This window comes from Rhodobium gokarnense, from assembly GCF_025961475.1.
GTDB classification, from domain to species: domain Bacteria; phylum Pseudomonadota; class Alphaproteobacteria; order Rhizobiales; family Rhodobiaceae; genus Rhodobium; species Rhodobium gokarnense.
Genome location: NZ_JAOQNS010000001.1, coordinates 21465 through 34769, shown reverse-complemented (window position 1 = coordinate 34769; position 13305 = coordinate 21465). Strand labels below are relative to the sequence as shown.

The following is a 13305-nucleotide window of genomic DNA, read 5'->3' as shown; positions in this document are numbered from 1 at the left end:
CGCTGAAAACACTGAGAAAACCGTCATTGCGAGCGCAGCGAAGCAATCCAGAGCGGCATAGCCCAAACTCTCCGACGTTGCCCTACTCCACCCCGTCGGCAATCAGGCCCCTCGCATAATCCAGCGCAGCCTCGCGCCCCGGCGCGAACCCCTCGCCGATCCACCAGTCCTCGACCTGCGAAAGCAACGTGCCCACGGCCGGCCCCGATGGAATGCCCAGCGCCACGAGGTCGCGGCCGGAGACCGGAAAGCGCGGCACGGGCCAGCGCCCGGCGAGCCCGAAAAGGTCGCGCCAGCCCGCATCGTCGCCGGCCGCGTCCGACCAGGCCCAGGCAAGCAGCACCGCGCCGCGGAACGTCTCCGCATCGCTGCGGTAGAGCGCCAGCCTGGCCGCCGCCTCGTCCATATCCGCGGAAAGCCTCGGCGCCAGCCGCAGCACCTTGACCATGCGCCGGCGCACCTCGTTGGAAAGCCTGAGCCGCTCCGCGACCCGCTCCGCGTCCTCCGGAATGCGGGCGCTGAGGGCCGCATGGGCGAGCGCGGCATCGGGCGAGGCAGAAATGGTTGCGGCAAGGGCCGTCAGCCGGCCGAGGGTTTCCGGATGTCCGATGCCGCCAAGGACGATCTGCAGGATGCCGCTGTCGGCCATGATCCGCGTCGTCGCCGCCCCGCCCGGCGCGAGCGCCAGGCGCCGCATCTCCTGGCCGATGCGCTCCGCGGACAGATGCCGGAGCCCCGATCGGCCGCGCACGGTCGCGAGCAGGCCCACCCGGTCGATCGGCCCGTCGCCATAGCTGGCATGGAAGCGGAAGAAGCGCAGGATCCGCAAATAGTCCTCGTGGATGCGTTCGTCGGCGTTGCCGATGAAGCGAACCTTGCGCGACAGGCAGTCGGCCCGCCCGCCGACCAGGTCGTAGACCGTGCCGTCGGCGCCGGCATAGAGCGCGTTCATGGTGAAGTCGCGCCGCCGCGCGTCGGCCTCCCAGTCGCGCCCGAAGCGAACCGTGGCCTTCCGTCCGAATGTCTCGATGTCCTCGCGAAGGGTGGTGACCTCGAACGGCGTGTGGTCCACGACGAGGGTGACGGTACCATGCTCGATGCCGGTCGGGACCGCCCGGAACCCGGCCGCCTCGGCCCGTTCGACGACCGTTTCCGGCCGCGCCGTGGTGGCGATGTCGATGTCGCTGACAGGAACGCCGAGGAGCGTGTTGCGGATCGCCCCGCCGACGATGCGCGCCTCGTCGCCCTCAACGTTCAGCGCGGCGAGCACCCCTTGCAGCTTGTCGTCGACAAGCCAGCCCGCCTCAAGCCTCGTCACCATAAAGCCGCTCATAGATGCGCCGGAGGATGCCGGCCGTCACGCCCCAGATATAGCGGTCACCATAGGGCATTTCGTAAAAGATGCGGTTAAGCCCCTTGTAGCGCTTCGACGAGCGCCGGTGGTTGGAGGCCGTCATCAGGAACGACAGCGGCACCTCGAAGGCGTCAGCCACCTCATTCTCGTTGATCGTGAGGGAAAACTCCGGCGCCACGACGGACAGAACCGGCACGATCCGGAAGCCGGAATTGGAGACATAGGGCTCCAGTTGCCCGATCGGCTCGATGACGGCGGCGGACAGCCCGATCTCCTCCTCCGCCTCGCGCAGGGCCGCATGGAGCGCGGAATGGTCGTCGTCGTCGATCTTGCCGCCGGGAAAGGCAATCTGGCCGGCATGGGACGGCAGGTGCTCGGTGCGGACGGTCAGCAGCACCGTCGCCTCCGGCTCGCGTGCCACCACCGGCACCAGCACCGCGGCGTCACGCAGGTGCTTGTCGTGCAGCCGGTCGAGGCTTGGGTCGATCACATGATCCCCCGCCTCGTCAGTGCCATGTTCCCCGAGCCGCGCCACCCGCGCCCGGAAGTCGGCGACGCTGAACGGCCGGATCTCTGCCGAAAGACTCATTGCGCAACCCGCTCCAGCTCGGCGGCGGGAAGGATCGGGAAAAACGTTCCCCCGCTCCACACCCCGAAATGGGCAACGCCGTCGACGTCGCGCGTCGCCCCGAGATCGACGAGCTGGTAGAGCAGCGGCCGCGCGAACAGCGCTTCCAGCCGTCCACGCACGAGGACATAGGGCTTCACCCCGCCGGTCCCGTCTTCCACGGCAAAGCGCAACGGATGCTCCGGCCCGGCCGCAACCACATCGCCCACATTGGTGCGCACCGTGATCTGTTGCGACTCACCTTCCCCCTCGGCATGGAGTTCCACGGCGACGAACGGCGCGTCCTCCACCTCGATCACGATTTTTTCAACGGGCGTGACCAGGTAATAGTTGTCGTTCTCCTCGCGCCGCAGCACGGAGGCAAAAAGCTCGACCAGCGGCTTCCGGCCGATCGGCGTTCCCATATAGAACCACGTGCCGTCGGCGGCGATGCGCATGTCGATGGGCCCGCAATCGGGCGGATTCCATTTCTCGATCGGCGGTTTCCCGCCCTTCAGGCCGCCGGCCCGGCGCACCAGCGCATCGAGCGGGCTTTCTGCGTCTGCCATTCTGCTTCCCAAATATTGCCTGTATATGCGCGTCGCCGGGCGTCATCATTCCGCCGGAAACGCCGCTTTCTTTGGTCTCGCGTCGCTTTCGATGGTGACGCGGCGGGGTCCCTCCCTAAATGACCCCATAGGGATGCGTGACAAGCTGAATGCTGTCAAACTTCCAGCGACTCGAGCCTTTCCAGGAACAGCCAGGCGGGACTGACGTGACCACCGACATCAAGGAAATCGACGACACCGACGTCGTGCGCGAGGCCGATGCCGCCGTCGAGCGCATCGTCGCCGCGCGCCGCGCCATCGAAACCGTCATCTTCGGCCAGCGCGAGGTGGTGGAAAAGGCGCTGGTGACCGTGCTTGCCGGCGGCCACGGCCTGCTGGTCGGCGTGCCGGGCCTTGCCAAGACCAAGCTGGTGGAGACCATGGGCACGGTCCTCGGCCTCGACGAGCGCCGCATCCAGTTCACGCCGGACCTGATGCCCTCCGACATCCTCGGCTCGGAGGTGCTCGACCAGTCGCCCGACGGCACCCGCTCCTTCCGCTTCGTGCGCGGCCCGGTATTCGCCCAACTCCTGATGGCCGACGAGATCAACCGCGCCAGCCCGCGCACCCAGTCCGCGCTGCTGCAGGCCATGCAGGAATACCATGTGACGGTCGCCGGCGCCCGTCACGACCTGCCCTCGCCGTTCCACGTGCTGGCCACCCAGAACCCGCTGGAGCAGGAAGGCACCTATCCGCTGCCGGAAGCCCAGCTCGACCGGTTCCTGACCCAGATCGACATCCACCACCCGGACCGCGACGCGGAACGCCGCATCCTCATCGAGACCACGGGCGCGGCCGAGACGGCGCCGGAAGCCGTCCTGAATTCGACCGAGCTGATGCGCTTCCAGCAACTGGTGCGCCGCCTGCCGGCCGGCGAATCCGTCGTCGAAGCGATCCTCGACCTCGTCCGCTCGGCCCGTCCGGGCGACGGCGAGGATCAGGAGGCCCGCCTCATTTCCTGGGGCCCCGGCCCGCGCGCCAGCCAGGCATTGATGCTGACCGTGCGCGCCCGCGCTCTCCTCGACGGCCGCCTGGCGCCTTCTGTCGACGATGTGGTGGCGCTTGCCGAATCCGTGCTGCAGCACCGCATGGCGCTGACCTTTGCCGCTCGCGCCGACGGCCACACCGTGCGCGAGGTGATTGCCCGCCTCGTCGCCCGGCTCGGCTGACCCGGCACCTTTTGACGGACACCGCCTGACCGCATGGCAACGAAGAAGCCGACGAAAACCGAAACGGACGCGCCGATCGATGCCCATTGGCCGGCGATCCTGCGCGATTCGCGCACCGTCGCCTCGAGCCTGCCCGACCTCCTGGTGGAGGCGCGGCGCATCGCGGTGACCGTTGCCGCCGGCTGGCATGGCCGCCGCCAGCCCGGCCCCGGCGAGACGTTCTGGCAGTTCCGTCCCTTCGTTCCCGGCGAGCCGGCGAACCGCGTCGACTGGCGCCGCTCCGCCCGCGACGACCACCTCTATGTCCGCGAGCTGGAATGGGAAGCGGCCCACACGGTCTGGCTCTGGGCGGACCTGTCGCCGTCCATGGCGTTCCGCTCCAACCTTGCGCCCGTGTCGAAGCGCGACCGGGCGCTGGTCCTCCTGCTGGCGCTGTCCGACCTCCTGGCCGCTTCCGGCGAGCGCATCGGCCTCCTGGACCTCACCCGCCCGACCGCGAGCCGCGGCGCGGCGGAGCACATCGCGTCCACCCTCAGCCATTTCGCCGAGCCGATCGCCCTGCCCCGGACCGCGGCCGTGAAGCGGTTTTCCGACGTGGTGCTGTTCGCCGACCTGCTCGATCCCATCGACGTGCTTGAGGACTGGGTGCGCAAGCTCGCCGCCAATGGCGCAAGGGGCCATCTGGTCCAGATCCTCGATCCGGTGGAGGAGACCTTCCCCTTTGCCGGGCGCACCGAATTCCTCGATCCGGAAAGCGGCCTCAGGGTCGTCGCCGGCCGCGCGGAGACCTGGCGCCAGGCCTATATCGACAGGCTCGCCGCCCGCCGCGAGCGCCTTGCCCGCATCGTCGATCCGCTCGGCTGGACCCTCATCATCCACCACACCGACCGGCCGGCGGCCGAGCCCCTGCTCGCGCTGCACCATAGACTTACCGAAAGCGACCACGGCCACGTGGTGCTGATGAACCGCAGCGACACGGCGGAGGCGGCGCGATGAGCTGGCTTCCCCTCGGCTTCGGCGCCCCGGCGATGCTCGCCGCCCTGGCGCTCTTGATCGCCATCTGGTGGCTCCTGAAGCTGGTGCCGCCGCGCCCGCGCGAGATCGACTTTCCGCCGACGCGGCTGCTCGCCGAAATCGCCCACCGCGAGGAGACCCCGTCGCGCAGCCCCTGGTGGCTGACGCTGTTGCGCCTTGCCGCCGCCGCCGCGATCATCCTGGCGCTGGCCGAGCCGATCTGGCGCCCGGCGCTGGAGCGCACCTCGGCCGACGGCCCGATGTGGATCGTCATGGACAATGGCTGGCCGGCCGCGACCGGCTGGGACGCCCGCGTGGCGGTCGCCGAACGGGCCATCGACAAGGCCAAGGACGGCGAGCGCCCGGTGCTGCTCGTCGCCACCGCGGACGGCGCCCGCCAGGAGATCGTGACGACGGCGCCCGAAGAGGCCCGCAACCGGCTCCGCGCCATCGCCCCGCGCCCCTGGTTCAGTGACCGCGGCAGCCTTGTCGAAGCCCTCAACGAAGCCGCATCCGAAACCCCGCCCGGCGAGATCGTCTGGCTCGCCGACGAGGTCGACGACGGCTCGGGCGCAGCGCTCGCCACGGCCCTTGCCCGGATCGCCGGCGACGCGCCCGTGACCATCTATGAGCGCGAGGGCACCTCGCCGGTCGGCCTTGCCGGCGCCGCCAACGACCCGGACGCGCTGACCGTCAAGGTCCTGCGCACCGGCGGCCTCGGCCCCGACACCGGCCTCATCGAAGCCCGCGACCGCAAGGGCTTCGTGCTCGGCACCGCCCCGTTCCGCTTCGAGACCGGGGACAACCAGACCACGGCCCGTTTCGACCTGCCCGTTGAACTCCGCAACGAGATCGCGCGCCTTGCCGCCGTCGACGCGGCGACCGCCGGCAGCGTCCAGCTCCTTGACGAGCGCTGGCGCCGGCGCACCGTCGGGCTCCTCGCCAGCGACGCCACGGAGACGGCACAGCCCCTGCTCGCCTCGCTCCATTACCTGACCCGCGCCCTCAATCCCTTCGCCAATGTCCGCATCCCGGAAAAGGACGACGTCACCGCGGCGATCCCGGAACTCGTCGATGCCGGCATCTCGGTCATCGCCATGGCCGATATCGGCACGCTGGTGCCGGCGGCCCGCGACCCGCTGGAAAAATGGGTGCGCGGCGGCGGCGTGCTGGTCCGCTTCGCCGGCCCGCGCCTTGCCTCCAGCACCGACGACCTGGTGCCGGTGCGGCTGCGCTCCGGCGACCGCAGCCTCGGCGGCAGCCTGACCTGGGAGCAGCCCCAGGCGCTCGCCAATTTCTCCGAGAACGGCCCCTTCGCCGATTTGCGCCTGCCCGAAGACGTCACCGTCACCCGCCAGGTGCTGGCCGAACCCGATCCGGACCTTCCCGACAAGACCTGGGCGAGCCTTGCCGACGGAACGCCGCTGGTCACCGCCGCCCGCCACGGCGACGGCTGGCTGGTGCTCTTCCATGTGACCGCCGACACCGACTGGTCGAACCTGCCGCTCTCCGGCGTCTTCGTGGAGATGCTGCAGCGGATCGTCGCCTTTTCCGCCCGCACCGAGGCCGGCACCCCTGCGGACGGCGCGGAAGCCGCGGTGCTCGCCCCGCTGCAAACCCTCGACGGCTTCGGCACCCTGTCGTCCCCGCCGGCCGAGGCCGAACCGATCGGCGAGGCCCAGCTTACAACGGCCGTGCCGGGCCGCACCCACCCGCCGGGGCTCTATGGCGCCAGCGAGGCCTTCTTTGCTTTCAATCTCCTGAAGCCGGACGCGAGCCTTGCCCCGCTCGACCTCGGCCCGCTCGGCGGTACCGCGAACATCGCTTCCTATGATGTCACCGGCCCGCAATCCCTGCGTGGCATCCTCTTCGGCATCGCGCTCGCACTCATCCTGATCGATACCATCGCCGTCATCCTGATCGCGGGCGGCCTGTCCACCTTCTGGCACCGCCGCCGCGCCGCCGGCATTCTCCTCGCGGGCGCCACCGCGATGATGCTCGCCATGCCGCGCCCCGCATCGGCCCAGGAACTCTCCGCCGCCGACCAGAAGGCGCTTGAGGCGACCCTTTCGACCCGGCTCGCCTATGTCATCACCGGCAACGAGACCATCGACACGGTCAGCCGCCGCGGCCTGATGGGCCTGACCCAGTTCCTCACCCAGAGGACGGCGCTGGAGCCGGGCGAGCCCATGGGCATCGATGTCGCCAGCGACGAACTCGCCTTCTATCCGCTGATCTACTGGCCGATCGATCCGGAGGCCGAGGCTCCGACCCAGCAAACCATGGCAAGGGTCGATGCCTATATGAAGAATGGCGGCACGGTGCTGTTCGATACCGGCGACGCCTACACCCAGCCGGCCGGCGGCAACGCGCCGGGCATCACGCCGGCGACCGCCAAGCTGCGCGAGATCCTCGCCAATCTGGACATCCCGCCGCTGGAGCCGGTGCCCTCCGACCACGTGCTCTCCAAGGCCTTCTATCTCCTGCAGACCTATCCCGGCCGCTGGGCCGACGGCCAGCTCTGGACCGAGGCGACGCCGAAAGGCGAGGCCCGGCCCGACCGCCCGGTCAGCACCGGCGACGGCGTCTCGCCGATCCTCATCACCTCCAACGATTTCGCCGGCGCCTGGGCGATCACCGACGACGGCCGCTTCTACCTGCCGATGTCCGCGCCCGACCCGTTCCAGCGCGAATGGGCGTTCCGCGTCGGCGTCAACATCGTCATGTACACCCTGACCGGCAACTACAAGGCCGATCAGGTGCACATCCCGGCCCTTCTCGAACGGCTCGGGCAGTAGGAGGGCGGCATGACCTGGTCGATCGACACCGCCCCGCTGCTGCCACTGCCGCTGATCCTGGCGGCCGCCGCCGTCGCGCTCGTCCTCATGGCCGTCGCCTTCTGGCGCCGCCAGCGCGGCGCACCGCTGCGCGCGGCCGCGCTCGTCCTCTTGATCCTTGCCCTCCTCGATCCCTCGATCCAGCGCGAGAACCGCGAGCCGCTGACCAGCATCGCCGCCATCGTCGTCGACCGCTCCGAGAGCCAGGCCCTTCCCGGCCGCACCGAGGCGACGGACGAAGCCCTTCAGGCCCTGACCGAAAGGCTCTCGCGCCTGCGCAATGTCGAGACCCGGATCGTGGAAGCCGGCCGCGATGACAGCGGTACCGCCGACGGCACCGAACTCTTCGACAAGCTGGCCGAAAGCCTTGCCGACGTGCCGCCGGAACGCTTCGCCGGCACGCTGATGATCACCGACGGCCAGGTCCATGACGTCCCGAAGAGCGCGGAGAGCTTCGGCTTCGACGGGCCGCTCCATGTGCTCCTGACCGGCAAGAAGGACGAGCAGGACCGGCGCATCGTCGTCGAACGCGCGCCGCGCTACGGCCTTGTCGGCTCGGAACAGACCGTGGTGCTGCGCTATGTCGACGAGGGCGGCGACCAGAGCCCCGCCCGCATGGTCATCCGCCGCAACGACGACGAGGTCGGCGCCGTCGTCATGGTGCCCGGGGAAAAGACCGAGGTGCCGGTCGAGATCACCCATGGCGGCAAGAACATATTCGAGTTCGAGATCGACGCCCACCCTGAGGAGCTGACGACCCAGAACAACCGCGCCGTCGTCGCCGTCAAGGGCATCCGCGAGAACCTGCGCGTGCTGCTGGTCTCCGGCGAGCCCCATTCCGGCGAGCGCACCTGGCGCGACCTGTTGAAGTCCGACGCCTCGGTCGACCTCGTCCACTTCACCATTCTAAGGCCGCCGTCCAAGCAGGACGGCACGCCGATCAACCAGCTCTCGCTAATCGCCTTCCCCACCCGCGAGCTGTTCTCCGAAAAGATCGATGAGTTCGACCTCATCATCTTCGACCGCTACCGCCGGCGCGGCGTCCTGCCCTCACTCTATTTCGACAACATCACGCAATATGTGCGCAACGGCGGCGCCATCCTGATCGCCGCCGGCCCCGATTTTGCCGATCCCGGCAGCCTGTCGCGCACGACGCTCGCCGAGGTGCTGCCGGCAACGCCGACCGGCGTCGTGCTGGAACAGCCCTACCGGGCCCATGTCAACGAGCTCGGCGAGCGCCACCCGGTGACCCGCGGGCTGCCGGGCGCGGCGAGCGACCCGCCCGACTGGAGCCGCTGGTTCCGGCTGATCGCAGCGGAAACGGCCACTGGCCAGACGGTGATGACCGGCGCCGACAACCAGCCGCTGCTGGTGCTGTCGCGCGTCGACAAGGGCCGCGTCGCGCTCCTCCTGTCCGACCATGTCTGGCTGTGGGCGCGCTCCTTTGAAAATGGCGGCCCGCACGGCCCTCTTCTGAGGCGCCTTGCCCACTGGCTGATGAAGGAACCGGACCTCGAAGAGGAAGGCATCACGCTGGAGGCCCGCGGCCGCGACCTGGTGGTGCGCCGCCAGACGCTCGGCGAGACGGTCGATCCGGTGACGGTGACCACCCCGACGGGCAAGACCGAAACGGTCGACCTGCAGCGGCTCGATCCGGGACTTTGGGAAGCCCTCGTCCCGGCGACCGAGATCGGGCTCTATTCGGCAAGCGACGGCACCCGCACCGCCCTCGCCTCCGTCGGCCCGGCCAATCCGCGCGAATTCTCCGCCATGCGCTCCACCGACGAAAAGCTGCGGCCGATGGCCGAGGAAACGCACGGCAGCGTCCGCCGCCTCGCCGAAGACGGCGGAAACATCGACGTACCGAACGTGGTGGCCTTGAAGGGTCGGACGTCCTTTGCCGGCTCCGGCTGGGTCGGGCTGAGGACGACCGACGCCAGCGTGCTGAAAGGCATCGACCGCTTGCCGCTTTTCGCCGGCCTCCTCGGCCTCGCCCTGCTCCTGGGGATCCTGTCGCTCACCTGGTTCCGCGAGGGCCGGTAGCCTCAGGCAGCAGATCCGCGCGCCAGCATCCGCCCCGACGTCACCGCGCCGTGCGCGGCATCGGCCGCACCCTCTTCCAGTTCCGCCAGCAGCAGCCGGTTGGGATCGACCGGTCCCGGCAGGCTCAACGCGCCCGGCCGCGCCCGTTTGAAGCCGAGCGGCCCGTAATAGGGCTCGTCGCCGACGAGGAGCACCAGCCGGTGGCCGCTTGCCGCCATCCCGACCTTTGCCGCCGCCACCGCATGGCGCACCAGCGCCTTGCCGATGCCGTTGTTCTTGAAGGCCGGCAGCACGGCGAGCGGGCCGAGCAGCAGCCCCGATACCCCGCCGATATCGATCGGCGTCAGCCTGACCGACCCGACAAGGCCGCCGTCCCGGCGCACGACGAAGGAGAGCGCGGGATCGCGCGGCACGCCCTCGCGCAGCCGGAACGCGGTCCGCGCGAAACGTCCCGGCCCGAAGGCGGTTTCGTGCAGGGCTTCGATATCGGCGTCGTCGCCGGGGGATTCCAGCTCTATCTGGGGGCTCTGTATCGACATGATCATGGGGTCCGCAAAGTGCGATTTGGCGATCCGGCCGGCCGGCGCCAAGGGATCATGCGATGATTTTGCTCTCGATCCGGGACGCGACGGTCAGCAGGCGTGAACGGCTCGTGACGCAGCGTCACAAGACCGGTTTCGTCGTCGCAGTCGGGCCAGAGCGGTTTGCATTGCAAGGGTCCATTGATGGAATGGGCGAGGCGATTAGCACACCCCCGCAGGGCCGTCCAGCAGGATTTGGATCGGGAAAAACGCCGCCAGTATGTCCTAAGAGCATACCTGTATGAAAATCCGGTAACTGAGCCATGCGTTTTGGGCGGGTCTGACCTGCCTCGCGCCCCCTAACCAATCAGCAATAGAATGCCTATTAAGTGGTCATCCTCTGCATAGAAATTAATCGTCGGCGCCGAGAGCCCGGCGATTTCGTCGTCTGAAAAAGGAAAGACCAATGTTCAGCTTCTTACGTCGCCGTCGTCGCGACCACCGTTATGTGTGGAGTCCGGCAGTCGACTTTTCCAACCGTCGCGTCGCCGCGGCGCTGATGACGTTCAGCTCCAACTGAACGACGGCTCCGGGCACTGCTCGTGCCGGTCCGCCTGGCTCCCCTTGACCAAAGGGTAGACGCCGGGCGACCCAGGCACTAGATGCGGGGCATGTATCGCCTCGCCCATCTCTCAGATCCCCATCTCGGCCCGCTGCCGGACGCGCGCATCCGCGAGCTGATGTCAAAGCGCGTCATCGGCTACGTCAACTGGCACCGCAACCGGTCCGGAACCCATACGGCCGACCACCTGATGGCCCTCCTCGCCGACATGGCGAGCCAGCAGCCCGACCACATCGCGGTCACCGGCGATCTCGTCAATCTGTCGCTGAAGGCCGAGATCGAACCGGCAAAGGCCTGGCTGGAAAGCCTCGGGCCGCCCCATGACGTCACCGCCATTCCCGGCAATCACGACGCCTATGTGCCCGGCTCGGTGAAGCGGGCGATAAAGTCCTGGCGCCCGTTCATGACCGGAGACACCCCGGCCCTCGACGGCAACGACTTTCCGTTCGTGCGCCGGCGCGGTCCGCTCGGCATCGTCGCGCTGTCCAGCGCCAATGCCTCCGCCCCCTTCATGGCGACTGGCGTTTTCGACACCGGTCAGGCCCGCGCCCTCTGCCGGGCGCTGGAGCGCCTCGGTGCGGAAGGCCTCTTCCGCGTCGTCCTCATCCACCACCCGCCGGTCCGCTCGCGCAAATACTGGCACCGCCGCCTCATCGGCACGGGCCATTTCAGTCGTGCCATCCGCGAGGCCGGCGCCGAGCTGGTGCTGCACGGCCACACCCATGTGGACAGCCTCGTATGGACCGACGGCAATACGCGCCCGGTGCCGATCGTCGGCGTGCCGTCGGCCTCCAACGCCCCCGGCGACAAGCGCCCGGCGGCCCGCTACAACCTCTTCGATGTGGAGCAAACGGACGATGGCTGGACCTGCGCCATGACCGAGCGCGGGCTCACCCTGCCCGGCCGGCCGGTATCGCAAATCCGCAGCCGGCGCCTCGTCTATTCGCCGGGCGCCACCGTTTCCGAAGACATCTCGGAACCCGTCGCCGCCTCAGGCTGAGACGTCGGCGCACCGGCCAGTTCCGGGATGCTGCCGGTTTCTTCGGGCGCTTCCGCCGCTTCTTCGTCGCCCGCCGCCGGTTCCTCGGCTGCCGTTGCCGTCTCTGGTGCCGGCTCGGCCGTCAATTGCGGAAACGAGGCCGTGTCGCTCGTCTGCAGGAACTTCAGGTGCTGGCGGAAATCGTACTGCCCGGAGGCCTGCATCCAGACCGCCAGCGCCGCGCAGCCGAGAATGAGGCCGAAGAGGAAGGCAAAGCCGGCATGGCCCCGCTCGCGCGGCCTTCCCGCCGGCCCGTCGAGCCGCGGCGTGTTCGCAGCGTCCGCTTTCTCGTCCCGCGCCTTTGCCTCTGCCGCCTTTTCCTCGTCGCGCTTCTGGGCTTCCGCCGCTTCCTTCTGCGCCTGCTCGTTCAGCCGCCAGATCTGCCAGTCGGCCTCCACCGCCCGCTCCAGGTCGACGACCCGCTCCGCGATATAGACCGTGACGCGGTCAGCGAGTGCGCCGGTGTCGTCCGTCTCGGCAAGGACGATGCGGCCGAGCCGCGTGTCCTTCAGGAACCGGTAGGTGTGGATGTCGCTCGCCATCACCACGTGGGAGGTGGCGTCGATCCACAGCCGCGGCGTCGCGCCGGCGGAAATCTCGCAGATGAACTGGTCGCTCTTGTCCCGCGCCTCGGCAAAGACGCCTTCAAGCTCGCGCGCCACGAGTTCCAGGCGCACCTGTTCCGTCTGCCGGCGCTGTTCCAGCGCATCGGAGCGGTCGGCCTCGGCAATGCGCGCCTGCTGCACGGCTTCGCGAAGCGTGCGAATGCGCTCGTGCGGCACCACGTTGTCTTCCATCGTCATGACCCGGTCCTTTGCCCGATCGGCCCCCCCTGCTTAAGGAATTGTTAACAGAATTTCGACGCCTTGGCACGTCCGCCGCACCGCTGTCCCCATCTGGCAGGCAAGCCCCGCGACCCGCCGCGCCCTTGCCATTGGATACACGCTCAGCCATCTTCGCCCATCGAATGACGTGGGGATGGGAGCGGGCAGCCATGACCGAATTGCCGAAAAGCGCACAGCTCGTCAGCGAGGCCGCCGCCAATGCCGGGCTCGACGTCACCGTCATGGAAATGCCGGCCTCGACCCGCACCGCCGAGGAAGCGGCCGCCGCCTGCAACTGCACGGTCGCCCAGATCGTCAAGTCGCTGGTGTTTCGCGGCAAGACCTCGAAAAAGCCCTATCTCTTCCTCGTCTCCGGCGCCAACCGCGTGAACGAAAAAGGCGTCGCGAAACATCTCGGCGAGGCCCTGACCCGGCCCGACGCCGACGACGTGCGCGCCCTCACCGGCTTTGCCATCGGCGGCATCCCGCCGCTCGGCCATGCAACGCCCCTTCAGACCTTCATCGACACCGACCTTCTCGGCTTCGACGTAGTCTGGGCGGCGGCCGGAACGCCGAAATGCGTCTTTTCCTGCGATCCCAACGCCCTTGTCGATGCCGTCGGCGCGACGCCGATCGACGTCAAGGGATAGCCCCTTTTTCCGGAGCA

Annotated in this window: 11 protein-coding genes; 6 read left to right on the top strand and 5 right to left on the bottom strand. The window is 68.8% G+C overall.

All coding sequences use genetic code 11. The features are described 5' to 3' along the window. Nucleotides 1-82: 82 nt before the first annotated feature. The 3 genes from M2319_RS00145 to M2319_RS00135 are packed head-to-tail and all read right to left on the bottom strand — an operon-like array spanning nucleotide 83 to nucleotide 2530. A complete protein-coding gene (locus M2319_RS00145; protein ID WP_264599402.1) occupies nucleotides 83-1321 on the bottom strand; it encodes a CCA tRNA nucleotidyltransferase in 1239 nt (412 codons plus the stop codon). Further along, complete coding sequence (locus M2319_RS00140; protein WP_264599401.1) at nucleotides 1305-1943, bottom strand: CoA pyrophosphatase; 639 nt, start codon at nucleotides 1941-1943, stop codon at nucleotides 1305-1307. Before M2319_RS00140 ends, M2319_RS00145 begins: the two co-directional genes overlap by 17 nt. Next, on the bottom strand, nucleotides 1940-2530 hold the full coding sequence (locus M2319_RS00135) for a DUF1285 domain-containing protein (RefSeq protein WP_319801753.1): 591 nt from the start codon (nucleotides 2528-2530) through the stop codon (nucleotides 1940-1942). The genes M2319_RS00140 and M2319_RS00135 overlap by 4 nt, the downstream gene beginning before the upstream one ends. Nucleotides 2531-2736: 206 nt before the next feature. On the opposite strand from M2319_RS00135, the gene M2319_RS00130 reads away from it, so the two are divergent. From M2319_RS00130 to M2319_RS00115, 4 genes are read left to right on the top strand one after another with little or no spacing between them, the layout of a single operon-like run. After that, the gene (locus tag M2319_RS00130) at nucleotides 2737-3738 is read left to right on the top strand and encodes an AAA family ATPase (RefSeq protein ID WP_264599400.1); all 1002 of its coding nucleotides are present in this window, start codon (nucleotides 2737-2739) and stop codon (nucleotides 3736-3738) included. Between the two features lie 33 nt (nucleotides 3739-3771). Next, on the top strand, nucleotides 3772-4734 hold the full coding sequence (locus M2319_RS00125; protein ID WP_264599399.1) for a DUF58 domain-containing protein: 963 nt from the start codon (nucleotides 3772-3774) through the stop codon (nucleotides 4732-4734). Continuing rightward, nucleotides 4731-7550 carry a DUF4159 domain-containing protein gene (locus tag M2319_RS00120; RefSeq protein ID WP_264599398.1) on the top strand — a complete coding sequence of 940 codons (2820 nt, stop codon included), beginning with the start codon at nucleotides 4731-4733 and terminating at the stop codon, nucleotides 7548-7550. The genes M2319_RS00125 and M2319_RS00120 overlap by 4 nt, the downstream gene beginning before the upstream one ends. 9 nt (nucleotides 7551-7559) lie before the next feature. Continuing rightward, nucleotides 7560-9632 (top strand): hypothetical protein, encoded by a 2073-nt coding sequence (locus M2319_RS00115; RefSeq protein ID WP_264599397.1) that lies wholly within the window; start codon nucleotides 7560-7562, stop codon nucleotides 9630-9632. A 2-nt stretch (nucleotides 9633-9634) separates the two neighbouring features. Here M2319_RS00115 and M2319_RS00110 read toward each other — a convergent pair whose 3' ends face one another. Next, the gene (locus M2319_RS00110; protein ID WP_264599396.1) at nucleotides 9635-10171 is read right to left on the bottom strand and encodes a GNAT family N-acetyltransferase; all 537 of its coding nucleotides are present in this window, start codon (nucleotides 10169-10171) and stop codon (nucleotides 9635-9637) included. Between the two features lie 653 nt (nucleotides 10172-10824). Here M2319_RS00110 and M2319_RS00105 point away from each other — a divergent pair. Further along, nucleotides 10825-11775, top strand: coding sequence for a metallophosphoesterase family protein (locus M2319_RS00105; RefSeq protein WP_264599395.1), 951 nt, complete (start codon nucleotides 10825-10827; stop codon nucleotides 11773-11775). Here the strand turns inward: M2319_RS00105 and M2319_RS00100 are convergent. Then, nucleotides 11715-12617 carry a hypothetical protein gene (locus M2319_RS00100; RefSeq protein ID WP_264599394.1) on the bottom strand — a complete coding sequence of 301 codons (903 nt, stop codon included), beginning with the start codon at nucleotides 12615-12617 and terminating at the stop codon, nucleotides 11715-11717. The two genes, M2319_RS00105 and M2319_RS00100, sit on opposite strands and share 61 nt — an antisense overlap. A 191-nt stretch (nucleotides 12618-12808) precedes the next feature. Between M2319_RS00100 and M2319_RS00095 the strand changes: the two genes are divergently transcribed. Then, entirely contained in the window at nucleotides 12809-13288 is a 480-nt protein-coding gene (locus M2319_RS00095) for a YbaK/EbsC family protein (protein WP_264599393.1), read from the top strand. Nucleotides 13289-13305 lie beyond the last annotated feature (17 nt).

Coding starts and splice junctions, on each gene's coding strand:
- M2319_RS00145 (WP_264599402.1), bottom strand. CDS start 1,321: ATGGTGACGAGGCTTGAGGCGGGCTGGCTTGTCGACGACAAGCTGCAA.
- M2319_RS00140 (WP_264599401.1), bottom strand. CDS start 1,943: ATGAGTCTTTCGGCAGAGATCCGGCCGTTCAGCGTCGCCGACTTCCGG.
- M2319_RS00135 (WP_319801753.1), bottom strand. CDS start 2,530: ATGGCAGACGCAGAAAGCCCGCTCGATGCGCTGGTGCGCCGGGCCGGC.
- M2319_RS00125 (WP_264599399.1), top strand. CDS start 3,772: ATGGCAACGAAGAAGCCGACGAAAACCGAAACGGACGCGCCGATCGAT.
- M2319_RS00120 (WP_264599398.1), top strand. CDS start 4,731: ATGAGCTGGCTTCCCCTCGGCTTCGGCGCCCCGGCGATGCTCGCCGCC.
- M2319_RS00115 (WP_264599397.1), top strand. CDS start 7,560: ATGACCTGGTCGATCGACACCGCCCCGCTGCTGCCACTGCCGCTGATC.
- M2319_RS00110 (WP_264599396.1), bottom strand. CDS start 10,171: ATGTCGATACAGAGCCCCCAGATAGAGCTGGAATCCCCCGGCGACGAC.
- M2319_RS00105 (WP_264599395.1), top strand. CDS start 10,825: ATGTATCGCCTCGCCCATCTCTCAGATCCCCATCTCGGCCCGCTGCCG.
- M2319_RS00100 (WP_264599394.1), bottom strand. CDS start 12,617: ATGACGATGGAAGACAACGTGGTGCCGCACGAGCGCATTCGCACGCTT.
- M2319_RS00095 (WP_264599393.1), top strand. CDS start 12,809: ATGACCGAATTGCCGAAAAGCGCACAGCTCGTCAGCGAGGCCGCCGCC.